Raw genomic sequence first — 22,205 nt, forward strand, 5'->3', positions numbered from 1 at the left:
TACATGAAGAAAAAATTACAGATAGATTACCCATACATGTCAATAAAAATTCACACATCAAACCATAATATTGGCAAAAATCCAGTTAATTAAACTATCACACGTAATCGATAATGCTATTTCAAGTAATCACGTAGAATCGTTACAAAAAATCACCAATTCACGCAGTGTTCATTTGTGTCGCATTAATTCACTCATATTAATCCATACCATATTGTGTAGAGAGGTTAATCGTAATGGCAAATTGGGTTACAGGAAAAGTTACCGACATAACCAACTGGACTGATTCGCTTTTCAGTATCAAAGTTCATGCACCAATAGAAAAATTCACCGCCGGACAATTTGCAAAACTTGCACTGGAAGTTGAGGGGGAGCGCATCCAACGAGCTTATTCTTACGTCAACGCTCCCAATGACAATAATCTGGAATTTTATTTGGTGACCGTTCCTGAAGGAAAACTCAGCCCTCAATTGGCTGTACTAAAAACCGGAGATGAATTGCTGGTAACAGAACAAGCCGCTGGTTTTTTCGTTCTTGATGAAATTCCTGATTGTCAAACACTCTGGATGCTTTCCACTGGCACCGCCATTGGGCCTTACCTTTCCATCCTCCAGCAAGGAACCGATCTGAAACGATTCGAAAATATCGTTTTGGTTCATGCGGCCAGATGGGGAACGGATTTAAGTTATTTACCTATGATGCAGGAATTAGAGAAAACATTTCAGGGTAAACTGAGGATACAGACCATCGTCAGCCGAGAACAATGGCCAAATTCACTCATGGGCAGAATTCCGGCATTAATTGAAAATGGTGAGCTGGAATCGGCTGTCGGCTTACCCATTCAGGCAGAAAACAGCCACGTCATGCTGTGCGGGAATCCCCAAATGGTCAGGGATACCCAGCAACTATTAAAAGAACAGCGTAATATGGCAAAACATCTGCGCCGTAAACCAGGTCATATCACCAGCGAGCAATACTGGTAATCAGTTTTCCCTGGCAGAAATATAATCGACTGTTTCTGCCATCTCACCAAAACGATTGGCGCCTTCCGTACCACGGAATACACCACAGTCTAATATCATCATGACAAAGATCAGTGTCGGGACAAAACGACCAATTCCCCACTGCCATATTGGCGCCATTGCACTCCAATCAAGAGACAACAACATCCACGCCAGTGCACATAGTAACATCCAGCCACCACGTTTATTCCGGTCATGCAAACGCTTCGAAAAAATGGCTGCTGTTGGATACAATAGCAAAGCAACACCAACCGCCGCATAATTTATAGGGAGGACATTCATTCCATGCAGTGTCAGGAGTATAAAGATCAAAGCGAAACAGATAGCCATGCCGATCCAAAACTCTCGCCTTCCAATTCGGCCTTTGAATGAAAATCCCCATTGTTGTAATGTCATGTACTCTTTTCCAATTGTGGATGCTGTTTTTCCAAGATTTAACTCAGTGAGTAATACGATGAAAACAGGCATAAATAAACTTCTGGTGATAATTTTAATCGCTTTTGGCATCGGTTTACCATTATCTGCCTCTGCCGATAAGCCTTCAATCACATCAGAAATAAACTCACCGTTAATGTATCTGCTGCCGGATTCCCCTGCTTTCGAAGACACCATCCCTGTCTTCCGTGAGAAATACAACAAAAAACATCCAGACACCCCCCTGTACGAATACAGGGTGATTGCAAGCACAGATATTTCTCAACCTTTCATCCGTGCCGCCAGTAAAATCAATGACAACATTTACTCTTCGGCGGTACTGGAACGAGGCAGCGAAAAAATTAAAAGCCTGCAAATTACACTGCTGCCATCACAAAATGAACGAGAAAATGAACAAAACCGCATATTGGCAAAGCAATATATCACTGCCCTGATCAGCCAATTCGAACCGACTTTTTCCCCTGAACAAGCCAAAATTCAATTGGAAAGACTTTTACTGGCAGCAGAAAACCACCCTGCTTTCAGCCAAAAAATGGGAGCAATGCGCTATATCATCGTAAATAGCAGCGAAAATATAATGACCTTCGCAATTGAACCGATTAAGCTATCGTTATCTGACACAGCAGCAAATGAAAATTAGTGACACAACGCAGAGCTATTCGCGTTGATGATCTTTATACTGTCGGGATTCCGCTTACAGGGAATGACATCACCATAATGTCGTTCAAAGAAAGAATATTCATTCAGTTCGCAATTTGATTATTTTCTGGTTGGAGGGAAAAATATGCGACATCCATTAGTTATGGGTAACTGGAAATTAAATGGCAGTACCCACATGGTTAACGACCTGATTGCAGGCCTGCGTAAAGAACTGAGCAATGTTGACGGCTGTGACGTCGCTATCGCACCACCAACAGTTTATGTTTCTCTGGCAAACAGTGCCCTGGCTGGTAGCCGTATTGCTCTGGGTGCACAAGATGTTGGTGTCAATCTTTCTGGCGCCTTTACTGGAGAAACCTCCGCAGAAATGCTGAAAGACGTCGGTGCAAAATATATCATTATCGGTCATTCTGAACGCCGTACTTACCACAAAGAGAGCGACGAATTCATCGCGAAGAAATTCGCAATCCTGAAAGAGCAAGGCTTGATCCCTGTTCTATGTATTGGCGAAACTGAACAAGAAAATGAAGCGGGTCAGACTGAAGCCGTCTGTGCACGACAAATCGATGCCGTCCTGAACACACTGGGCGCCGAAGCATTCAAAGATACGGTTATTGCTTATGAGCCAGTTTGGGCAATCGGCACAGGTAAATCTGCTACACCAGCTCAAGCTCAGGCCGTTCATAAGTTTATCCGTGACCATATCGCAAAACAAGATGCCGCTATCGCTGAACAGGTCATTATTCAATATGGCGGCTCAGTCAACGCCAACAATGCAGCAGAGCTGTTCACCCAACCGGATATCGACGGTGCGCTGGTCGGTGGTGCATCACTGAAAGCTGATGCCTTTGCTGTTATCGTAAAAGCCGCAGCAGAAGCGAAAAAAGCGTAAGCTTTTAACCGCCACGCAGTATCACTTGTGGCGGTTTTCCATCCCAAATTAGTGCAATAATTAACGCCGGATAATATCGTCAAATGTTCCGCCTGTGGCAAAATGTTCTTTCTGAGCGTTATCCCAGCCACCAAAGACCTCATCAATCGTAAAAAGCTTCAAATCAGGAAAAACCGCGCGGTACTTTTCTGCGATTGCTTTATCACGAGGACGATAATAGTTCTTGGCGGCAATCTCCTGCCCAACCGGAGAATAAAGATATTTCAGATATTCTGTTGCCAACGCGCGCGTTCCTCGTTTATCAACCACTTTATCGACAACAGAAACCGTCGGTTCTGCCAGAATAGAAATACTTGGTGTCACAATTTCAAATTTACCCTGGCCCAAGGCATTAATTGCTAATAATGCTTCGTTTTCCCAGGCAATTAATACATCGCCAATTCCGCGCTCCACAAACGTATTCGTTGCACCACGAGCACCGGAATCCAGTACTTCCACATTTTTATAGAGTGCTTTCACGAATTCTTTGGCTTTAGCCTGATCCTGCTTGTTGTACGCCAGACCATATCCCCAAGCAGCCAGATAATTCCAACGTGCCCCACCGGAGGTTTTCGGATTCGGCGTAACCACTGCAACATCTGGACGAATTAAATCCGCCCAATCCTTTATCTGTTTAGGGTTTCCTTTTCTCACCAAAAAGACAATGGTTGATGTATAAGGCGCTGAATTATCCGGCAGGCGCTGAATCCAATTCTTATCAATGCGTCCATGCTCTGCAATGGCATTTACATCATAAGCCAGTGCCAGCGTCACAACATCCGCCTGAAGACCATTAATAACGGAAGTTGCCTGCTTGCCTGAACCACCATGTGATTGGCGGATTTTTACATCATCACCCGTCTTGTTACGCCAGTATTCGCGGAATGCTTTATCATACTGTTGATAAAATTCACGCGTCGGATCATAGGAGACGTTCAATAATTGCAACTCTTTTGCCCATGCACTGTGAGTCACCAGTGTCATCGCCATCAAGAATAACACCGATACAACATACTCTTTTGTCATTGCCAATTTCGAGCCTCTATTTATACCCCTTGCATGCATAACCACGATGACATTTCCCCTAAGCTATTATGATTTCTCCATAAAAACTGACAGAAAGTGTTATGACGCAGAAATAATTTTAAATTTCTGCTTATGCATAAGAAGAATATGTGGGATGAGACAGCCAGATATGACTGTCTCCAAAAGAGGATTTTGCAGGTAAAAAAGGATTAATAGAGTTTCTTCGCGGTTTCCAGCCACTCTTTCTTAAAGACACGCTGCATATTTTGCACCGCATCAATGATATCGTGATGAACAAGTTTCTCGTTCTGGATACCAACGCAACGACCGCCGTGTCCTTCCAGCAGGAGTTGAACAGAATACGCCCCCATACGGGAAGCGAGAATGCGGTCATAAGCAACAGGTGCTCCACCACGCTGGATATGCCCTAATACCGTCGCGCGGGTTTCATGGTGGGTTTCTGTCTCAATATATTTTGCCAGCTCAGCGACATCACAGACATGCTCAGTAATAGCAACTATCGCGTGACGCTTGCCTTTTTCAATCCCAGCCTGAATTTCAGCCAGCAATTCCTTACGATCGAATGGAATTTCACTTTCAGGCAGAACAATAAATTCACATCCCCCCGCGATTGCTGCTGATAAGGTTAAATCACCACAATAACGTCCCATTACTTCAACAATCGAAATTCGTTTGTGGGAAGTTGACGTATCGCGCAAACGGTCAATCGCTTCAACCACCGTTTCCAGCGCCGTGAAATAACCAATGGTGTAATCTGTGCCCGCAACGTCGTTGTCAATCGTTCCAGGCAAACCAATACAAGGGAAACCCGCTTCAGTCAGCTTTTTCGCTCCCAAATAGGATCCGTCCCCGCCAATCACCACCAACGCATCAATGCCATTTTTGCGCATGTTTTCAATAGCAATTTCCCGAACCTTATCATCCCTGAACTCTGGAAAGCGAGCTGAACCCAAGAACGTACCACCACGGTTAATCATGTCGGAAACACTAAAGCGATCAAGCTTCTTCATGCGGTTTTCATACAACCCCAGATAGCCATCATAAATACCATAGACTTCCAACCCTTCGGTTAAAGCGGCACGAACAACACCACGAATAGCGGCGTTCATGCCAGGCGCATCACCGCCACTCGTTAAGACTCCAATTCTTTTAATCTTGTTGATCATGATGACCTCTGACTTGTAGATATAATATTTGAGAAACCTGATTGTCACTGCGTTAGCTGAATTGATTCAACCCTAACTATAATACGGAAAAACACCCAGTCTGCATCAAGATTATGTCTGTTTTTTGATGTTCTTTTGATTATGAATAAATTCCCCTTCAATCCCAGCGGCTTTTATGCTCTTTAGACACTACAGAGCAAGGATCTTGGTGAATAATAATATCGGCACCTGGAAATCGACCCCGTAATTTATTTTCAATTCCTTCGGCCAGAGCATGCGCTTGAACTAATGGCAAATTATCATCTAACTCAAGATGGAACTGGATAAAACGAGTCGGGCCAGATTGACGAGTTCGCAGATCATGTCCACCTACTATACCCGGATAATTTTGGATGATATCAATAATCTCCTGCCGCTCTTCATCTGGCAAGGCGCGATCAAGCAAAGACTGTACGGCATCATAGCCCATCCGCAACGCACTATAGAGAATATAGACTCCAATACCCAGGGCAAAGAGTGCATCCACGTGTTTAAAACCATACAGGTTCAAAAGCAACGCCAGCAAAATCACCCCATTCATCAATAGATCGGACTTATAATGCAGCATATCCGCACGGATTGCCTGACTTTGCGTTTTACTGATCACCCATTTCTGGAACGTGACTAAACATAACGTGGAAACCAAAGCAATGACGATTACCCATACGCCTAGCGCCGCATGTTCCAGTGGCTTGGGAGAATACAGATGCCGGAATCCGGTTAAAAACAGAAAAATTGCCGAACCGGAAATAAACATACTTTGCGCTAAAGCCGCCAGCGATTCAGCCTTACCGTGTCCAAAAGTATGTTCTTCATCAGCAGGTTGAAGTGAATAGCGCACAACAAAAAAATTCGTCAAGGAAGCAGCCAAATCGACCAATGAATCCACCAACGCCGCCAATAAACTCACCGATCCCGTCAACCACCAGGCAAAAATTTTCACGATCAACAGCACACTTGCCAATACCGTTGCCACCAACGCAGCGGAACTGACCCATCGCCCATAATTTATACTCATTGACTACCACCTTCCGGTTATTCAGTCACTCTCAGGTATAAAAATAGCGCGTTAGATGGAAAAATATAGGGGCAGCAAAGCAAAGTGAGTCGATTCTATCCAACACCCCACCATGACCTTCAATTATTCCACCAAAGTCCTTCACTCTACTGTCTCGTTTAATCGCCGACATGCATAATCCACCAATAAACCCCATTAAGGTGATTACTAACGACATCAGTCCCGCCTCCCACAGGGAGAAAGGCGTTACCCAAAATAACGACATTCCCAGCAGTACAGAAACCAAAATCCCGCCAACAAATCCCTCGACCGTCTTATTGGGACTGAGCTTCGGCACAATTGGGCGTTTGCCCAATAATTTCCCGAATACGTACTGCAAAACATCGGACATTTGCACCACGATCATCAGGAACAACAATAACTTGATATTTTGATTCTCATATTCTGGGATATCCAGCATTAACAACGCTGGCGCATGGCTGATGGCAAATACCGTCATCAACATCCCCCACTGAATTTTGGCGGTTCGTTCCAGAAAATGGGTGGTGTCCCCAACCAAAGCTGTCCGGGCAGGTAAGAACAGGAAGACATACACGGGAATGAATACCAAGAATAACCCATACCACTGCATGCCAACCAAGACATACTGCACAGGCATAAAAACAAAGAAACACCAGAACAATGCCTCATGATCACTGCGACGAATCGGCATTAGCGTAATAAACTCACGCAAAGCAAAAAATGACATCACCGCAAACAAAATCACCAAACCTATTGGCCCAATCACAATAGCCAAAACACAGATGATACACATCATCCACCAGCCACGAATTCGGGCATTCAGATTATCGATAGTGGCATTGCTTTTTTCCCCCGAATACCGTAAGGCCAAAATACCACCAATCACACTGGCGATAACTAATATCCCGAATATCCCGCCCAGTAATAGCATCAGATCGTGATCGATATTTGTCATGGTACTAACTCCTCTAATATCCACGCTGGGTATTTTGATCCCTTTTATGTGAAGTAACAGTGATCAGATCTTTTAATCAACAAAGTAGACAGAACGTAAGATAATCAAGATTGGTCAAGATAACAACAGATCAGGGAAGAGGAAGAATTCGTTGATAAGCAATACTTTTATTGATTAAGAAATTGTGCTTAAAAATTCAAAAACTGTCAGAACTTACACCATGTTATAACATCGTATTTTTATTCGTGCCTGTCTGGGGAAAATGGTACAAAATACCAGCCAGAAATCCATTTTCCATTCTGGTAAGGCCATGTTTAAAGAAACCGTTAAAAACCACTTATCTTGGGGTACTTTTTTCGTCGGTGGTTACATCTCGCTTGTCTATGTAACTGGTATCACACGTTATAAAAACCTATTTTTTGCATTGATAGCGTTAACCGCACTCTACTTTCTTATTAAAAACCCCAAAAAATGCCTCTCTGCGTTGAAGAACAACATCGTACTGGCTCTGGGCATATTTACTTTGGCCTATCTCTATTCGATTATTATTTCCCCTGATCCCAGACTCAGTTTCAGTGAAATAAAAACACCTTTTTTCAGGGATGTCGTTCTCTCCAGTATCATCATCACCTTAGCATTGAGTCACACAGATACACTTAAAATACAGAAAATGATTATTGGTTCATTTCTGCTTGGATTATTATTCATTACACTGAAAGAAATGTACCTGTTTTACCTGGATTATCAGAACAATATTATGCCATTTACTAACTATAACCACCGTAGTGTGTCAGATGGCATCGTTTTCTTCTTTCCCGCACTGGTAGCCCTTTGGCATTTTCAAAATCCCCAAAATTATGTTCGTTTGACACTGACAATTTTATTTATCTTATCCGTATTCCTTGTATTGCTGGGAACTCTTTCCAGAGGGGCTTGGCTTGCCGTTTTTGTAATGTTTTTCATGATGATAATCATGAACAAAAACTGGAAGACTTTTATTGCCAGCGTTGTTTTCATCTGCGCCGCCATATTTGCTATCAAATCTGATTACCTTGGTAAGCAGTCAACTCTAACCTATAAATTGGAGCAAACAGATAGCAGTTACCGATATAGCAATGGAACACAAGGCTCAGCACTTACCTTAATTCTAGAGCATCCTCTCAAAGGCTATGGTGCTGGCAATAAAATATATGATCAAATTTATAATGAGAGCGCTAAAAATTATCCTGATTGGACATATCAAACATCCCTAGGTCCTCATAATATTTTCCTGACTATTTGGTTTTCTGCCGGCATATTAGGCCTCTGTGCTTTTTTATTTTTAATCTTCTCTTATCTGAAACAATCAGCTCAGGAGTGGAACACAAGTATCGGCTACAATAAGCAAGCTGGGTTAATCTTACTTATCTCTTTCTTTGGATATTTTATTGTCAGAGGGAACTTTGAAAGTGTTCATTTGAACATTTTGGGTATCTATCTTGGCTTACTGGCTGCATTGTGTCAGCAAAGATGGAATGAAGGCAGACTGAAAGTCGGAAAAGAAGATTAACTACTCTGAGGGCTATTCAATCTTTTTGGATAGCCCAAGATGAATTTAATAATAGTTAAAACCACTCAGCTAACGCTTTTGACAAAGATACACTGACATTACTCCAATCGTATTGGCTTATTGCCGTTTCCTTCGCATGTTCAGCAACAACGTTTAAATTATCGCGCAACAGAGTATCCGAAATATCTTTGGCAATGCTTTCTGGGGACAAAGGTTCTTGCAGTAAAAATCCCGTACTTTCAGGGATCACGAACTCTTTTATTCCTCCTCTGGGGCTGACCAAAACGGGTACACCACATGCCATTGATTCCAAGGCAACCATACAAAAGGCTTCCTCTCCTAATGAGGGTACAAGCGTTAAATCAGCAAGTGGATATACTTGGTGCATATCTGCCGGAGGTATACTCCCTGCAAGAATACAGCTATCAGCCATTTTTGCGGCTTTATCCAACACTTTTTTCCGATAAACTTCTCGTTCGCCTTTTTTAACCGTTACATGATCGCCAATCAAAAGCAGCTTGATATTTTGATCTTTTTTGTGCAGCAAATTGACTGCATCCATGAGTTCAATAACACCTTTACCTTTATCTAATCGGCCAGCATACAAAATGACAATTTCGTCATTTTTTAGGCCAAAATGTTCTCTTTTCCAGCTAACTTCCTGCTTATACAGCTCCTTATCGATACCATTTGGTACTATTTTGATATTCTTAATTTTTGCCTCTGAAAGAAAAAAATCGGCTAAAAAATGACTAGGAGTAATAAGCTTTGTTTCAGGCCCTAAATCAACAATTTTATGTTTATTATGCAAATGAAGTGCCATCAGTTTTTCTGGATAAAACTGCTTCACAGAGTTATAAAGCGAAATGGAATTCTGAATGATCAGAATCGGTTTCTCACCGTCAGGACTTTGATAACGCCTGACAATATCTATCACCCTTTTGGCATAAGGGTAAGGATCTAAGCGAGACCATTTCCTAAAAAGACGTTTATATATCCTACTGGTATGTATTCTATGAATGGTGCCATATTCACTGACTTTTTCTACACTTTTCTCCGTTCTTTCCCCTTTACAAATAACCAAATTATTAGCCTGACTGATTTTGGCTACGTTATAGATCCACCACTCTACTGCGGCTGCATAGTTTGGAGGAATAGAATGAAATTCAGGAGCAACAAAAACAAATTTTTTCATGAGGAAACAATCAGTATAAATCATTCATCGGATTAGATAAAAAAAGGCCAGTTTATGCAAGTATCTGATGATACGAATCATTCCATTCTTCATCTTTTCTAATCATCGCATTTAAGATGGTCAGCAGTTTGCGCTAACAATTTTCTGTAATTAGCCATAGTGATTTCTCCAAGTCGTCCAAGTGATGGGGGCACTCAAAATCAGGGAAAAGTTTTTTTGCTTAAAAAAGCCCTGCTATTCTTCTGGCGGTGTGCAATATTCTGAGGATCTTTATAGTTTCCATATCCTCATCGTAACGGTAGAGCATAATGAAGGGAAAATGAGGGATAACGAGTTTTCTATAACGTTCATCCGAGCTATTACAAGCTTTCATGCCTGCATACGGGGTTACTTTCAGAAGTTCAGCCATTTCCACGAACTTTGCATCAATTTCATCAGCCAATAACAACCCAGCCTGTTCAAAGAAGTAGAGATAAATTTGTTCTCGGTCAGTTTGCGCGCTTTCTTCCCAAAAAATAGTTATCACTTTATCCTCTGCTCAGCTTATTACGCAGTAGAGCCATCCGACGCAGGCTTTCGGCATCATCAATAAAATGAGCCGTACTGTTTTCACATCGGTCAATCGCTTTTTCAATTTCAGCTTCTAACCAGTGAGCATGGGTATTTTTTTGATACTCACGTTCTTCATTCGCCAATTCTTCAGCTTTTTGTCTCATTAACTTTGTTAAGTCTGTTTGATGGCGTTTGGCAGCTTGCATGGCTAATCGCTTGGTTTCTTCATCAATACGAAAATGAATTGTCTCCATTCATTTCCCCTTAGTTAGCTATTACTTCAAAATATGTTGTCGTTTGTGTTGTCATATTAGCACAGCAAACTAAAATAATAATGCTGTTTTTAAAAAAACAATCTTGATACCTGAGTAAATTTCGGTCAACTATTTGAATGTATAGAATGGTAATTCAAGAAGCCCCAATAATTAGGGGCTATAACCAAAGTGCCCACACTTGGAAAATTTTAGGTCATCTACAGTTGCTTAATAAAAATTATCCATATGATTTTAAAGGAAATTAAGATTAATAGGCAGATAAAAAAAAGCCCCTCAAGGGGGCTAAAAGACAGGGATGGTGTCTATGGCAAGGAAAATCGTTGTTGATGCTACTGTATAACAAAAAAATCAGTTCACTTTTCGAGCTTCACATTCGTATTCGTTTGTTTTAAACGATTTTTTAACAGCTCTTTCTGCTCCGGTGTTAACAATTGATAAATCTGATTATTAATCCGTGCAATTTCTACACCTATAGCGACATTCTTTTCAGCTATTTTTTCAAGCTGTAAACGAACCTCAACTTCATCAAAATCTGCTGCAGTCAAAAGCGCATTCAACTTTCCATGTTCAGCACGCACATCAATCAACGGCTGCTCATACTGATGCTGCTCTTTGACTAAATTCCACATCTGCTCGCGTTGTTGTTCAGTTAATGCGACTCCACCGAAGATATAACTATAGTTATATTGACTGTCTCGGTGATGATTAAAATTCTTCTTGTAACTATATGGCATACAATATGAGTATGCAGCGGAAGAATTAACCTCAGAAATATGATCCGTATCAGCAGTTTTAGCTAAAGCCCCTGTTGTTCTGAGAACAACCATTGACGCTAAAGCCAATATTGCTATGTTACGCATTAAATTTCCTCGCTTTCTCGAACAGCAGCATTCGATTCAGTGTGGATAACTATAATCCTGCGGCTGCAAACTAGCGTCAGAGCATGTAAAAGAACGTAAAGTCATGGAATAGCGGAGTTTGTTATCGTATTTTGCTCTTGGAGGAAGAATTAATGCATAAAATCTTATTAGTTGATGATGACCGCGAGCTGACATCGCTATTAAAAGAATTGCTCGAGATGGAAGGATTCAATGTTGTCATCGCCTACGATGGTGAACAGGCTTTACAATATATCGATTCTTCAATTGACCTATTATTACTGGACATCATGATGCCGCGCAAGAACGGCATTGAAACACTGAAAGAGCTACGGCAATACCATCAAACCCCTGTTATCATGTTAACGGCTCGTGGTAGCGATTTAGACCGTGTTTTAGGATTAGAGCTGGGAGCTGATGATTATCTTCCCAAACCGTTTAACGATCGCGAACTGGTCGCACGCATACGTGCCATTTTGCGCCGTTCCAACTGGAGTGAACAACAAGCTGATATTGGGACACCTATACTGGAGATCGATAAACTGCAACTCAATCCCGGACGCCAGGAAGCCAGTTTTGATGGTACGATTTTGGATCTCACTGGCACAGAGTTCACCCTGCTTTATTTATTAGCACAGCATTTGGGACAAGTCGTTTCCCGCGAACATTTAAGTCAGGAAGTGTTAGGAAAACGTTTGACTCCTTTTGATCGGGCTATTGATATGCATATTTCGAATCTACGCCGTAAATTACCCAACAGAACTGATGAACTACCATGGTTTAAGACATTACGCGGCCGTGGATACTTAATGGTCTCCGCAAAATGATCAACAGTTTGACAGCCCGTATATTCGCCATTTTTTGGTTCACGCTAGCACTTGTTCTGATGATAGCCTTAATGGCTCCAAAACTGGACTCACGGCAGTTAACACCTCTTTTAGATAGTGAATATCAGTTGGGGAAAGAACTGGCAAAACAAGTAGAAGAAGAATTAATGCACGATTCAGGGAATGACCTATTCTGGTGGTTGCGTCTGGATCGTGCTATTGCTTTGTGGACTCCCCCGGGCCAACGCCTGATCCTCGTCTCCAGCGAAGGGCTGATTAGTGACATTAATACCCCGCCCCATCAACAACAAGTCATCCGCAACTTTATCGGCCAATCCGATAATGCTGATCATCCTAAAAAGAAAAAATATGGTCGTTCTGAAATACTCGGCCCCTTTTCTGTCCGCGATGGCGAAGATCATTACCATCTCTACATCATTAGGCCAGCGGGCAGCCCACAATCAGATTTTATTAACTTGATGTTTGACCGGCCATTTTTACTGCCTGCGGCCACCATGTTAATCAGCGCTCCATTACTCTTATGGCTGTCATGGAGTCTGGCAAAACCCGCTCGTAAACTTAAAAACGCGGCCGATGACGTCGCGAAAGGAAACTTACGGCAACACCCTGAGCTGGAATCCGGTCCCCAAGAGTTTTTAGCAACCGGCAGTAGTTTCAACCAGATGATTAGTGCACTGGAAAGGATGGTCACCGCCCAACAACGACTGATTTCCGATATCTCCCATGAACTGCGCACACCGCTTACCCGTTTACAACTGGCGACCGCCTTACTACGCCGCCGTCACGGTGAAAGCAAAGAGCTGGCACGTATCGAAACAGAAACCCAACGTCTGGATGGTATGATTAATGACCTGCTAGTACTTTCCCGCAATCAACATAAAAACGAGTTACTGCGCGAGAATATCAAAGCCCACGATATATGGGCTGACATTCTGGAGAATGCAAAATTCGAAGCTGAGCAGATGAGCAAAACGCTGGATATCGTCTCACCTCCCGGAAACTGGATAATTTACGGCAACCCAGCAACACTCGGCAGCGCATTAGAAAACATCGTCCGCAATGCACTGCGTTACTCCAGCAACCATATCGCCGTTGCATTTAAGGCAGATAACCAAGGTGTAACGATTAGCGTTGATGATGATGGCCCAGGAGTCAGCCCAGAAGACCGCGAACATATTTTCCGCCCGTTTTATAGGACGGATGAGGCACGGGATAGAGAATCTGGTGGAACTGGATTAGGGTTGGCGATTGTTGAAACGGCAGTGAGTCAACATCGAGGTTGGGTGAAAGCAGAAGATAGCTCATTGGGGGGATTACGGTTGGTGATTTGGCTGCCATTGCATGGAAGATAAGCAGCTTTCGTTTTGAAATTTAGTTAGTTACAAACTATAACAATGAAAGAAAAAAAAGCTATTATACTTGACCTCAATGCGTCGAGAGACTAATCTCATCGCTGCTTAACACAAATCGTTGGTATGTTAGTTTTTGTTAAGCAGAAAATCCTTTTATATTAACTGGATAAGTCAAATTGTTACACACAACAGGCACTCTGGGAGCCATAACCTAGTGCGGTAGCTTTGGTTATACATGACAATTCATATTCCATAAAACTTCCTTTCCAATTTCACATCAATCCTAAGATCAACTAAAAATCTCAAAAATGAAAATTCTGGTTACTGGCGGAGCAGGTTTTATTGGTTCTGCATTAATTCGATATATTATCAACCACACTAATGATAGCGTTATCAACGTTGATAAGCTTACTTATGCAGGCAATTTGGAATCACTCAAAGAAATTGACAGTAGTCCACGTTACGTTTTCGAACGTGCGGACATTTGTGATGGCGGGGCGATGACCCGGATTTTTTCCGAGCACCAGCCTGATGCAGTGATGCACCTCGCAGCCGAAAGCCACGTTGACCGTTCAATCACCAGCTCTGCTGCGTTTATTGAAACGAACATTGTCGGCACCTATGTGCTGCTCGAAGCCGCTCGTAAATACTGGGAGCAACTCGATGAAACGCGCAAAACCGCGTTCCGTTTCCACCACATCTCCACTGACGAAGTGTACGGTGATTTGCCCCACCCTGACGAAGTCGTAGCCGGGGAAGCACTGCCGCTTTTCACCGAGCAGACCGCATATGCCCCAAGCAGCCCTTACTCTGTTTCCAAAGCATCCAGTGATCACCTAGTGCGTGCATGGCGCAGAACCTATGATTTCCCGACTATTGTGACCAATTGTTCAAACAATTACGGTCCTTTCCATTTTCCAGAAAAACTAATCCCGCTGGTCATTCTGAACGCACTGGAAGGCAAACCGCTGCCAATCTACGGCAAAGGCGATCAAATTCGCGACTGGCTGTTCGTTGAAGATCATGCGCGCGCGCTCTATCTAGTGGTGACCGAAGGCACATCTGGCGAAACTTATAATATTGGTGGACATAACGAGAAACAGAATCTCGATGTTATTCATACTATTTGCGACTTGCTGGATGAAATCGTACCAAAAGCGACCTCTTATCGCAGCCAGATCATCTACGTAACCGATCGCCCGGGCCATGATCGCCGCTATGCGATCGATGCCAACAAAATCAGCAAAGAGCTTGGTTGGAAACCGCTGGAAACGTTTGAGAGCGGTATCCGCAAAACGGTTAAGTGGTACTTATCAAACACCTCGTGGGTCGAGAACGTGAAGAGTGGTGCCTACCAGTCGTGGATTGAGCAAAACTATGGGGAACGTAGTAAATGAACATTCTGTTGTTCGGCAAGAATGGACAAGTTGGATGGGAACTTCAACGTTCGCTCGCGCCGCTCGGCAACTTGATTGCTCTGGATGTACAATCTACTGAATATTGTGGTGATTTCAGCAATCCGGCAGGTATTGCCGAAACTGTACGTCGCATCAAGCCGGACGTAATTGTCAATGCTGCTGCTCATACGGCCGTCGACAAAGCGGAGTCTGAACCTGAGTTTGCCTTGTTGCTGAACTCCGAAAGCGTAGAAGCCATCGCCCGAGAAGCCGCAAAAATTGACACCTGGGTCATCCACTATTCAACCGATTATGTTTTCTCTGGAGAGGGTGAAAAGCCGTGGGTGGAAACTGATAACCCAGCGCCACTGAACGTCTATGGCCAGACAAAATTAGCAGGTGAGAAAGCACTGCAGGAAAACTGCCCGAAGCATCTCATTTTTCGCACCAGTTGGGTTTATGCCGGTAAAGGCAATAATTTTGCGAAAACGATGCTGAAACTAGCGAAGGAACGTCAGGAGCTTTCTATTATTAACGACCAGTTTGGTGCGCCGACAGGAGCTGAACTATTAGCTGATTGTACTGCTCATGCTATTCGTACTGCCATTACGCAACCGCAAGTGGCAGGGTTATATCATTTAGTCCCTGAGGGAGAAACCTGCTGGTATGACTACGCCAGGCTGGTTTTTACTGAGGCAAAACGCGCAGGGATAGAACTGGCGCTGAGCAAATTAAACGCAATATCTACAGATAATTTTCCTACACCGGCGAAGCGTCCGCATAATTCACGTTTGAATACAAACAAATTTCAGCACACCTTCGGTCTAGTACTCCCGCATTGGGAAGTAGGCGTAAAACGCATGTTGGCAGAGTTGATTACAACAACTGCACCTTAACTCACTCTCTGAGACAGTAAAATGAAAACACGGAAAGGTATTATTCTGGCTGGCGGTTCGGGAACTCGTCTTTACCCTGTGACCATGGTTGTGAGCAAGCAGTTGCTGCCGATTTATGACAAGCCGATGATCTATTATCCGCTGTCAACTCTGATGTTGGCTGGCATTCGCGATATCCTGATTATCAGTACACCACAGGATACGCCACGCTTTGAGCAATTGCTTGGCGATGGTAGTCAGTGGGGGCTAAATTTACAATACAAAGTGCAGCCAAGCCCAGATGGCCTAGCACAGGCGTTTATTATCGGTGAAGAGTTTATTGGCGATGATGACTGCGCGTTAGTGCTAGGCGACAATATTTTCTACGGTCATGATTTGCCAAAACTGCTTGATGGCGCAGTGAATCAGGAAAGCGGGGCGACTGTTTTTGCTTACCACGTTAACGATCCTGAGCGCTATGGTGTCGTTGAGTTTGATAAACAAGGCACGGCAATCAGCCTTGAAGAAAAACCAGCTGAGCCGAAAAGTAACTATGCAGTGACCGGGCTCTATTTTTATGACAATGATGTCATTGAAATGGCTAAAAACCTGAAACCTTCTGCGCGTGGCGAACTGGAAATTACCGATATTAACAGCCTGTATCTGGAGAAGGGTTGTCTGTCAGTGGCAACGATGGGGCGTGGTTACGCGTGGCTCGATACCGGAACGCATCAAAGTCTGATCGAGGCCAGTAACTTTATCGCGACTATTGAAGAACGTCAGGGATTGAAAGTGTCCTGTCCTGAAGAAATTGCTTTCCGCAAAGAGTTTATTGACGCTGAACAAATCGAAAAACTAGCTAAACCACTAGCAAAAAATAATTATGGAAAGTACCTACTGAAGATGATTGGTAAAAAATAACTATAAAAGAAAGGCATTATGCCTTTCTTTTAATCAAGTCCTCAGTATCAATCGAATAATGACTGTTAATAAATAACTTACAATGAAAATATTGATCACGGGCATCTCTGGTTTTTTAGGTTCCAGACTTTCTGAGTTGCTAATGAATAGGTCATTCGATGTTTCAGGTAGCTCACGCACAGGTGATGCAACACGAAATATCTACACCACTGGCGATATTGATGGTCATACCGATTGGCATGACATCGTCTATGGTTGTGATATCGTTATTCATGCGGCTGGACGCGCGCACATTCTGAATGACAAAGAAACAGATATTGCCGAGGCGTTTAAAAAGGTGAATTGTGATGCGACAATAAAGCTCGCTGAAGATGCCTTTGCAGCGGGTGTCAAGCAATTTATCTTTATCAGTTCGATCGGGGTAAATGGTGATAATTCAAAACAACAAACCATTAGAGAAAATTCCATACCGCATCCCGTTTCACACTATGCAATTTCCAAATACGAAGCAGAAAAACAGCTGCTGGAAAAATACAAAAACACGAAGATGACCATTACCATTATCCGTCCAGCATTAATTTGTGGCCCAAATGCGCCGGGAAATATCGAGCGCCTACTGAAGCTGGTGGCAAGTGGTCTGCCGTTGCCGTTCAAAAAAGTCAACAATGTCAGAAGCATGGCGTCACTGGACAACGTATGTGATTTTATTGCCCATTGCATTGATAATCCGTTGGCAAAAGACGAGACATTTGTTTTTTCTGATGAAATTGAATTATCAATCGAAGAGATTGCTAGCACGATTGGCGCAGGGATGGGGAAAAAAGCCAGATTGATCTATTTCCCGCCCTTTATCTTAAAGTCGCTGTTATCTTTGCTGGGCAAAAAGAAAATGTATGAGCAGCTTTTCGAGTCGTTATCTATTGATTCATCAAAATCCAGAACGTTGATGAAGTGGCAACCGGTTGTAACTATCCGGGATTCCCTTTTCGCTGCGGGTCAGACATTTCACGAGGATAAAAAATAATGTCATTCATCGTCATGTTGCTGGCGGCGTTTATTATTACTTGCGTTCTGACCTGGCTGTTGCGAGTTTATGCCATTCGCAATAATGTCCTCGATATTCCGGTACATCGCAGTTCGCACTCCATTCCCACCCCTCGCGGTGGCGGCGCTGCCATTGTTATCACTCTGCTCGCTTTTGTGGTTACTGGCTATTTTTCTCAGCTTATTTCTAGCGATGTAGTGCTGACGTTGGCTGTTCCTGGTCTAATCACCGCTGTTATCGGTTTTCTCGACGATCACGGGCACATTGACGCAAAATTGCGCCTAGCGTTCCATTTCCTGACTGCCGCTTCTGGGCTTTATTTTATCGGTGGGTTCCCGACGGTTGTGATTGCTGGTTACAGCATCAATATTCCGGTTGTCGGCACTATTTTTGGTCTGCTGTTTCTTGTCTGGATGCTGAATCTATATAATTTTATGGATGGGATTAATGGTATTGCAGGCAGTGAAGCGGTATCGTTCGGTGCATTAAGCCTGCTGGTTATTAGCTTAAGTAACCCAGCATTGTTAGGTCAAGATTTGTCCGCCTGCCTGCTGGTTCTAGCCGGCGCCAGCCTCGGATTCCTAGTATGGAACTTCCCGGTTGCGCGCATTTTCATGGGCGATGCAGGCAGCGGGTTTCTCGGGATCGTTATTGGTCTGCTGGTCTTAATTGCCAGCCATGCAGATAGCCGCCTGTTCTTTGCTGAACTGATTTTACTGGGCGTGTTTGTGGTCGATGCGACCGTAACGCTGTTATGCCGCATAGTGCGTAGGCAAAAACCTTTTGAAGCGCATGCCAGCCATTGTTATCAAATACTGTCCCGCCACTATCAATCCCACTCTAAGGTCACAACGGGTGCGATAGCAATCAACGTATTTTGGCTAACGCCTCTTTCTTTTGCTGCAGCAACATCGCACCTTGATGGCGTCTTGGCTCTTATCATTGCATGGGCTCCTTTAGTCGCATTAGCATGGAAATGTGGGGCGGGTATTAAGGATAAGATTCGAGCATAAGCGTTGGTATTCGCAATTTGTTTTTGAATATAAAGTCACGACTGGATGTACCACAATAAAATCCAGATAGTTAATCAAGTAGCGTGTAAAAGATTAGGAATATCATGTTAGTCTGGTTTGTCTCATTACCAAGGTCATACAAAAGAATAATCTCTCTTTCCATAGACATTTTTCTTTTACTCTTCTCTTTTTGGCTCGCTTTCTGGTTAAGAATTGATGCATTAATGCCAATCACCAGCATCCATCATTGGTATCTTGTTTCTTTCAATACTCTGGTAACATTGCTAGTCTTTATTAAGCTGGGCTTGTATCGAGCAGTTTTGCGCTATCTGAGCGCTAAACTGTTGGTTGCAGTGGCCATCGGCATGGCGTTATCTGCCGTGCAACTAGTTATGCTTGCCTCCGTCACCAGTATCTATTTGCCGCGTACGATCCCAGGTATCTATTTTGCCGTTGGTCTGTTGCTCGTTGCCGGTTCGCGGCTTTTACTACGCATGCTGCTCAACACTGACATGAATTTCGGTACTAAGGTCATTATTTATGGTGCGGGTGCATCCGGATGCCAACTGTTACCGGCGTTGAGTCAGGCCGCGGAATATTATCCGATTGCGTTCGTTGATGATAATGAGAAGTTACAAAATACAATCATTCACGGCGTCACAGTTTATAGCCCGCAAAAACTGAAATGGCTGGTTGATAAGTATGATGCCAAGAAAATACTTTTAGCTATGCCAAGTGCTGGACGTGAACGAAAAAGAGAAGTGATTGCTAGGCTAGAAGGGCTGCCCTGCGAAGTGTTGTCTATTCCTGGCATGGTCGATTTGGTTGAAAGTAAAGCCACAATAGATACGATCAAGAAAGTCTCGATTGCCGATCTACTGGGTAGGGATTCCGTTGCGCCGCTACCACAATTGATCTCCAGAAATATCAAAGATAAAGCGGTGCTGGTCACCGGAGCCGGGGGGTCAATTGGCTCTGAACTATGTCGGCAGATACTCAACAATAACCCCAGCACGCTGGTTCTATATGAGATTTCTGAATTCTCCCTGTATGCCATTGAGAGCGAGCTGAGTGGTCTTATCAAACATCTGAATGAGAGCACTACGCTAGTACCAATTCTTGGGTGTGTGCAGGATCAACACCACCTTGAACGTGTGATGACCCGTTTTAAAATTGAAACGGTCTACCACGCGGCAGCCTATAAGCATGTGCCATTGGTTGAATATAATGTTGTTGACGGCGTCATGAACAACATTTTCGGTACATTGAATTGTGCGAAGGCTGCTATCAACAGCGGCGTGAGTAAATTTGTACTGATTTCAACAGACAAAGCGGTACGTCCAACAAATACGATGGGCGCGACAAAGAGGATGGCCGAACTGGTGCTGCAATCTTTGTCTGTGCACCAGAAATCTACCTGTTTCTGTATGGTACGCTTTGGTAACGTTCTTGGCTCATCCGGCTCTGTTGTACCATTATTTGAAAAACAGATTGAAGCGGGTGGCCCAGTAACACTGACACATCAGGATATCATTCGCTATTTTATGACCATCCCGGAAGCTGCACAGCTGGTTATTCAGGCTGGCGCGATGGGCAAAGGCGGCGATGTGTTTGTGCTCGATATGGGCGAACCAGTGAAAATTCTGGATCTGGCTCACCGCATGGTCTCCCTGAGTGGTTTGCGCGTGAAAGATGAAGAGACGGGGCAAGGTGATATTGCAATTAAAATCACTGGATTACGGCCTGGAGAAAAGTTATTTGAAGAGCTGCTGATTGGAGAAGATGTTGAAAAAACGCAGCATCCACGCATTTTGACCGCCAATGAAATAATGCTCGACTACGATGAATTACAAGAATATTTATGCGAAATCAAGAGAGCCTGTGTGAATTATGATCAAGTCAAAATACGAGAGATTCTAATTAGCGCGCAGACCGATTTTCAACCTTCTGATGATATCTGCGATATTTTGTCTTAAGGTTTTGGGCATGGCAGTAATAGCGGTGGCAAGATGTTGATTATTATCGCTAATATTTATTAACTTAATGTATCGGAATTAAAATGCTCGTAACAGCAACCCAAATACCTGGCGTGTTGATTTTTGAACCTAGAGTCTTCAAAGATGAACGCGGATATTTTTACGAAAGCTTCAATCATGCCAAATTTGAAGAATCAGTCGGCCATAAAGTCACTTTTGTCCAAGATAACCAATCAAAATCGCAGAAAGGCGTTGTCCGTGGTTTACATTTCCAAGCTGCGCCCTCAGAACAGGGCAAATTAGTTCGCTGCATTGCTGGTGAAGTCTATGATGTCGCGGTTGATATCAGGGAAGGTTCTCCAACGTTTGGTCAGTGGGTTGGTCTACATTTATCTGCTGAGAACTGCAAACAACTGTGGATCCCGAAAGGTTTTGCGCATGGCTTTGCTACGTTAAGTGATTCGACGATTTTCTGTTATAAAACAACAAATTACTATAATCCTAAAGCGGAGCGAACCATTCTGTGGAACGATCCTACACTGGCCATTGACTGGCGTGTAGAACAACCAATCTTATCCGATAAAGACAAAATTGCGCCTCTGTTACAGCAATTACTGGAGAATAACGGTGGATATTAAACTAATTCCTCTTCAAACCCATGGCGATGAGCGTGGTTCTTTGGTTGCTCTGGAGTATGGCAGTAATATTCCATTCGAAATCAAACGTGTTTATTACCTGTTCAATACCGGTAAAGGCGTCAAACGTGGTTTCCACGCGCACAGAAATCTCAAACAGATTGCTATTGCCGTTCGCGGTTCTTGCCGATTCGTTCTGGATGATGGCAAAGAGCGAGTGAGCCTGCTACTGGATAACCCTGCGCAGGGCTTAGTGATTGAATCCTTCATCTGGCGTGAAATGGTCGATTTTTCAGAAGATTGCGTTCTGATGGTGTTGGCCAACGAACTCTATGATGAGAGCGACTATGTGCGCAATTACGATGACTTTCTGGAGTCGGTTCAGGGGAGGGCGTGATGG

The 22,205-nt window shown here is 43.5% G+C and carries 23 protein-coding genes; 14 read left to right on the plus strand and 9 right to left on the minus strand.

The features are described 5' to 3' along the window. The first annotated feature begins 236 nt into the window (after positions 1 to 236). Positions 237 to 983: a ferredoxin--NADP(+) reductase gene (gene fpr, locus ACE1SE_RS18205; protein WP_374052040.1), complete on the plus strand. Its 747-nt coding sequence runs from the start codon at positions 237 to 239 to the stop codon at positions 981 to 983. Here fpr and ACE1SE_RS18210 read toward each other — a convergent pair whose 3' ends face one another. Beyond that, positions 984 to 1,418, minus strand: a complete 435-nt coding sequence (locus ACE1SE_RS18210) for a DUF805 domain-containing protein (RefSeq protein WP_374052041.1) — start codon at positions 1,416 to 1,418, stop codon at positions 984 to 986. A gap of 58 nt (positions 1,419 to 1,476) precedes the next feature. On the opposite strand from ACE1SE_RS18210, the gene ACE1SE_RS18215 reads away from it, so the two are divergent. Next, a complete protein-coding gene (locus ACE1SE_RS18215) occupies positions 1,477 to 2,097 on the plus strand; it encodes a DUF1454 family protein (RefSeq protein ID WP_374052042.1) in 621 nt (206 codons plus the stop codon). 144 nt (positions 2,098 to 2,241) lie between these two features. Next, entirely contained in the window at positions 2,242 to 3,009 is a 768-nt protein-coding gene (gene tpiA, locus ACE1SE_RS18220) for a triose-phosphate isomerase (RefSeq protein ID WP_374052043.1), read from the plus strand. Positions 3,010 to 3,069: 60 nt separating this feature from the next. Here tpiA and ACE1SE_RS18225 read toward each other — a convergent pair whose 3' ends face one another. From ACE1SE_RS18225 to ACE1SE_RS18240, 4 genes are all read right to left on the minus strand, one after another. Beyond that, positions 3,070 to 4,038, minus strand: a complete 969-nt coding sequence (locus tag ACE1SE_RS18225) for a sulfate ABC transporter substrate-binding protein (protein ID WP_374053710.1) — start codon at positions 4,036 to 4,038, stop codon at positions 3,070 to 3,072. Positions 4,039 to 4,283: 245 nt separating this feature from the next. Next, the gene (pfkA, locus tag ACE1SE_RS18230) at positions 4,284 to 5,261 is read right to left on the minus strand and encodes a 6-phosphofructokinase (protein WP_374052044.1); all 978 of its coding nucleotides are present in this window, start codon (positions 5,259 to 5,261) and stop codon (positions 4,284 to 4,286) included. Between the two features lie 157 nt (positions 5,262 to 5,418). Beyond that, complete coding sequence (gene fieF / locus ACE1SE_RS18235) at positions 5,419 to 6,318, minus strand: CDF family cation-efflux transporter FieF (protein WP_374052045.1); 900 nt, start codon at positions 6,316 to 6,318, stop codon at positions 5,419 to 5,421. Positions 6,319 to 6,349: 31 nt separating this feature from the next. Further along, positions 6,350 to 7,294 (minus strand): phosphatidate cytidylyltransferase, encoded by a 945-nt coding sequence (locus tag ACE1SE_RS18240; RefSeq protein WP_374052046.1) that lies wholly within the window; start codon positions 7,292 to 7,294, stop codon positions 6,350 to 6,352. Between the two features lie 262 nt (positions 7,295 to 7,556). Here ACE1SE_RS18240 and rfaL point away from each other — a divergent pair, with 262 nt between their 5' ends. Then, positions 7,557 to 8,843: an O-antigen ligase RfaL gene (gene rfaL / locus ACE1SE_RS18245; protein ID WP_374052047.1), complete on the plus strand. Its 1,287-nt coding sequence runs from the start codon at positions 7,557 to 7,559 to the stop codon at positions 8,841 to 8,843. A gap of 55 nt (positions 8,844 to 8,898) precedes the next feature. Here rfaL and ACE1SE_RS18250 read toward each other — a convergent pair whose 3' ends face one another. The 4 genes from ACE1SE_RS18250 to ACE1SE_RS18265 all read right to left on the minus strand — a co-directional run bounded on the left by ACE1SE_RS18250 (position 8,899) and on the right by ACE1SE_RS18265 (position 11,725). Then, the gene (locus ACE1SE_RS18250) at positions 8,899 to 10,038 is read right to left on the minus strand and encodes a glycosyltransferase (protein ID WP_374052048.1); all 1,140 of its coding nucleotides are present in this window, start codon (positions 10,036 to 10,038) and stop codon (positions 8,899 to 8,901) included. Between the two features lie 220 nt (positions 10,039 to 10,258). Beyond that, positions 10,259 to 10,564, minus strand: a complete 306-nt coding sequence (locus ACE1SE_RS18255; RefSeq protein ID WP_374052049.1) for a type II toxin-antitoxin system RelE/ParE family toxin — start codon at positions 10,562 to 10,564, stop codon at positions 10,259 to 10,261. A gap of 1 nt (position 10,565) precedes the next feature. Next, a complete protein-coding gene (locus ACE1SE_RS18260) occupies positions 10,566 to 10,844 on the minus strand; it encodes a damage-inducible protein J (protein ID WP_374052050.1) in 279 nt (92 codons plus the stop codon). A gap of 374 nt (positions 10,845 to 11,218) precedes the next feature. Next, a complete protein-coding gene (locus ACE1SE_RS18265) occupies positions 11,219 to 11,725 on the minus strand; it encodes a Spy/CpxP family protein refolding chaperone (protein WP_374052051.1) in 507 nt (168 codons plus the stop codon). A gap of 152 nt (positions 11,726 to 11,877) precedes the next feature. Between ACE1SE_RS18265 and cpxR the strand changes: the two genes are divergently transcribed. The 10 genes from cpxR to ACE1SE_RS18315 all read left to right on the plus strand — a co-directional run bounded on the left by cpxR (position 11,878) and on the right by ACE1SE_RS18315 (position 22,202). Next, positions 11,878 to 12,570, plus strand: a complete 693-nt coding sequence (gene cpxR / locus ACE1SE_RS18270; protein WP_099131905.1) for an envelope stress response regulator transcription factor CpxR — start codon at positions 11,878 to 11,880, stop codon at positions 12,568 to 12,570. Next, positions 12,567 to 13,943 (plus strand): envelope stress sensor histidine kinase CpxA, encoded by a 1,377-nt coding sequence (cpxA, locus tag ACE1SE_RS18275; RefSeq protein WP_374052052.1) that lies wholly within the window; start codon positions 12,567 to 12,569, stop codon positions 13,941 to 13,943. Before cpxR ends, cpxA begins: the two co-directional genes overlap by 4 nt. A gap of 308 nt (positions 13,944 to 14,251) precedes the next feature. After that, a complete protein-coding gene (gene rfbB, locus ACE1SE_RS18280; protein ID WP_374052053.1) occupies positions 14,252 to 15,340 on the plus strand; it encodes a dTDP-glucose 4,6-dehydratase in 1,089 nt (362 codons plus the stop codon). Then, complete coding sequence (gene rfbD, locus ACE1SE_RS18285) at positions 15,337 to 16,236, plus strand: dTDP-4-dehydrorhamnose reductase (protein WP_374052054.1); 900 nt, start codon at positions 15,337 to 15,339, stop codon at positions 16,234 to 16,236. The genes rfbB and rfbD overlap by 4 nt, the downstream gene beginning before the upstream one ends. Positions 16,237 to 16,257: 21 nt before the next feature. Next, on the plus strand, positions 16,258 to 17,136 hold the full coding sequence (gene rfbA / locus ACE1SE_RS18290) for a glucose-1-phosphate thymidylyltransferase RfbA (protein WP_374052055.1): 879 nt from the start codon (positions 16,258 to 16,260) through the stop codon (positions 17,134 to 17,136). Positions 17,137 to 17,218: 82 nt separating this feature from the next. Next, complete coding sequence (locus ACE1SE_RS18295) at positions 17,219 to 18,160, plus strand: NAD-dependent epimerase/dehydratase family protein (RefSeq protein ID WP_374052056.1); 942 nt, start codon at positions 17,219 to 17,221, stop codon at positions 18,158 to 18,160. Continuing rightward, positions 18,160 to 19,194 (plus strand): MraY family glycosyltransferase, encoded by a 1,035-nt coding sequence (locus ACE1SE_RS18300; RefSeq protein ID WP_374052057.1) that lies wholly within the window; start codon positions 18,160 to 18,162, stop codon positions 19,192 to 19,194. The genes ACE1SE_RS18295 and ACE1SE_RS18300 overlap by 1 nt, the downstream gene beginning before the upstream one ends. A 104-nt stretch (positions 19,195 to 19,298) precedes the next feature. After that, positions 19,299 to 21,170, plus strand: a complete 1,872-nt coding sequence (locus ACE1SE_RS18305) for a polysaccharide biosynthesis protein (RefSeq protein WP_374052058.1) — start codon at positions 19,299 to 19,301, stop codon at positions 21,168 to 21,170. 83 nt (positions 21,171 to 21,253) lie between these two features. Then, complete coding sequence (gene rfbC, locus ACE1SE_RS18310; RefSeq protein WP_374052059.1) at positions 21,254 to 21,808, plus strand: dTDP-4-dehydrorhamnose 3,5-epimerase; 555 nt, start codon at positions 21,254 to 21,256, stop codon at positions 21,806 to 21,808. Beyond that, positions 21,798 to 22,202, plus strand: coding sequence for a sugar 3,4-ketoisomerase (locus tag ACE1SE_RS18315; protein ID WP_374052060.1), 405 nt, complete (start codon positions 21,798 to 21,800; stop codon positions 22,200 to 22,202). Before rfbC ends, ACE1SE_RS18315 begins: the two co-directional genes overlap by 11 nt. Positions 22,203 to 22,205: the final 3 nt, after the last annotated feature.

It is taken from the genome of Xenorhabdus taiwanensis (assembly GCF_036512875.1).
GTDB lineage: Bacteria > Pseudomonadota > Gammaproteobacteria > Enterobacterales > Enterobacteriaceae > Xenorhabdus > Xenorhabdus taiwanensis.

Coding starts and splice junctions, on each gene's coding strand:
- ACE1SE_RS18300 (WP_374052057.1), top strand. CDS start 18,160: ATGTCATTCATCGTCATGTTGCTGGCGGCGTTTATTATTACTTGCGTT.
- ACE1SE_RS18250 (WP_374052048.1), bottom strand. CDS start 10,038: ATGAAAAAATTTGTTTTTGTTGCTCCTGAATTTCATTCTATTCCTCCA.
- ACE1SE_RS18260 (WP_374052050.1), bottom strand. CDS start 10,844: ATGGAGACAATTCATTTTCGTATTGATGAAGAAACCAAGCGATTAGCC.
- ACE1SE_RS18215 (WP_374052042.1), top strand. CDS start 1,477: ATGAAAACAGGCATAAATAAACTTCTGGTGATAATTTTAATCGCTTTT.
- rfaL (WP_374052047.1), top strand. CDS start 7,557: ATGGTACAAAATACCAGCCAGAAATCCATTTTCCATTCTGGTAAGGCC.
- cpxA (WP_374052052.1), top strand. CDS start 12,567: ATGATCAACAGTTTGACAGCCCGTATATTCGCCATTTTTTGGTTCACG.
- ACE1SE_RS18240 (WP_374052046.1), bottom strand. CDS start 7,294: ATGACAAATATCGATCACGATCTGATGCTATTACTGGGCGGGATATTC.
- cpxR (WP_099131905.1), top strand. CDS start 11,878: ATGCATAAAATCTTATTAGTTGATGATGACCGCGAGCTGACATCGCTA.
- ACE1SE_RS18225 (WP_374053710.1), bottom strand. CDS start 4,038: ATGGCGATGACACTGGTGACTCACAGTGCATGGGCAAAAGAGTTGCAA.
- pfkA (WP_374052044.1), bottom strand. CDS start 5,261: ATGATCAACAAGATTAAAAGAATTGGAGTCTTAACGAGTGGCGGTGAT.
- rfbB (WP_374052053.1), top strand. CDS start 14,252: ATGAAAATTCTGGTTACTGGCGGAGCAGGTTTTATTGGTTCTGCATTA.
- ACE1SE_RS18265 (WP_374052051.1), bottom strand. CDS start 11,725: ATGCGTAACATAGCAATATTGGCTTTAGCGTCAATGGTTGTTCTCAGA.
- ACE1SE_RS18210 (WP_374052041.1), bottom strand. CDS start 1,418: ATGACATTACAACAATGGGGATTTTCATTCAAAGGCCGAATTGGAAGG.
- fpr (WP_374052040.1), top strand. CDS start 237: ATGGCAAATTGGGTTACAGGAAAAGTTACCGACATAACCAACTGGACT.
- ACE1SE_RS18305 (WP_374052058.1), top strand. CDS start 19,299: ATGTTAGTCTGGTTTGTCTCATTACCAAGGTCATACAAAAGAATAATC.
- rfbA (WP_374052055.1), top strand. CDS start 16,258: ATGAAAACACGGAAAGGTATTATTCTGGCTGGCGGTTCGGGAACTCGT.
- tpiA (WP_374052043.1), top strand. CDS start 2,242: ATGCGACATCCATTAGTTATGGGTAACTGGAAATTAAATGGCAGTACC.
- ACE1SE_RS18295 (WP_374052056.1), top strand. CDS start 17,219: ATGAAAATATTGATCACGGGCATCTCTGGTTTTTTAGGTTCCAGACTT.
- fieF (WP_374052045.1), bottom strand. CDS start 6,318: ATGAGTATAAATTATGGGCGATGGGTCAGTTCCGCTGCGTTGGTGGCA.
- rfbD (WP_374052054.1), top strand. CDS start 15,337: ATGAACATTCTGTTGTTCGGCAAGAATGGACAAGTTGGATGGGAACTT.
- rfbC (WP_374052059.1), top strand. CDS start 21,254: ATGCTCGTAACAGCAACCCAAATACCTGGCGTGTTGATTTTTGAACCT.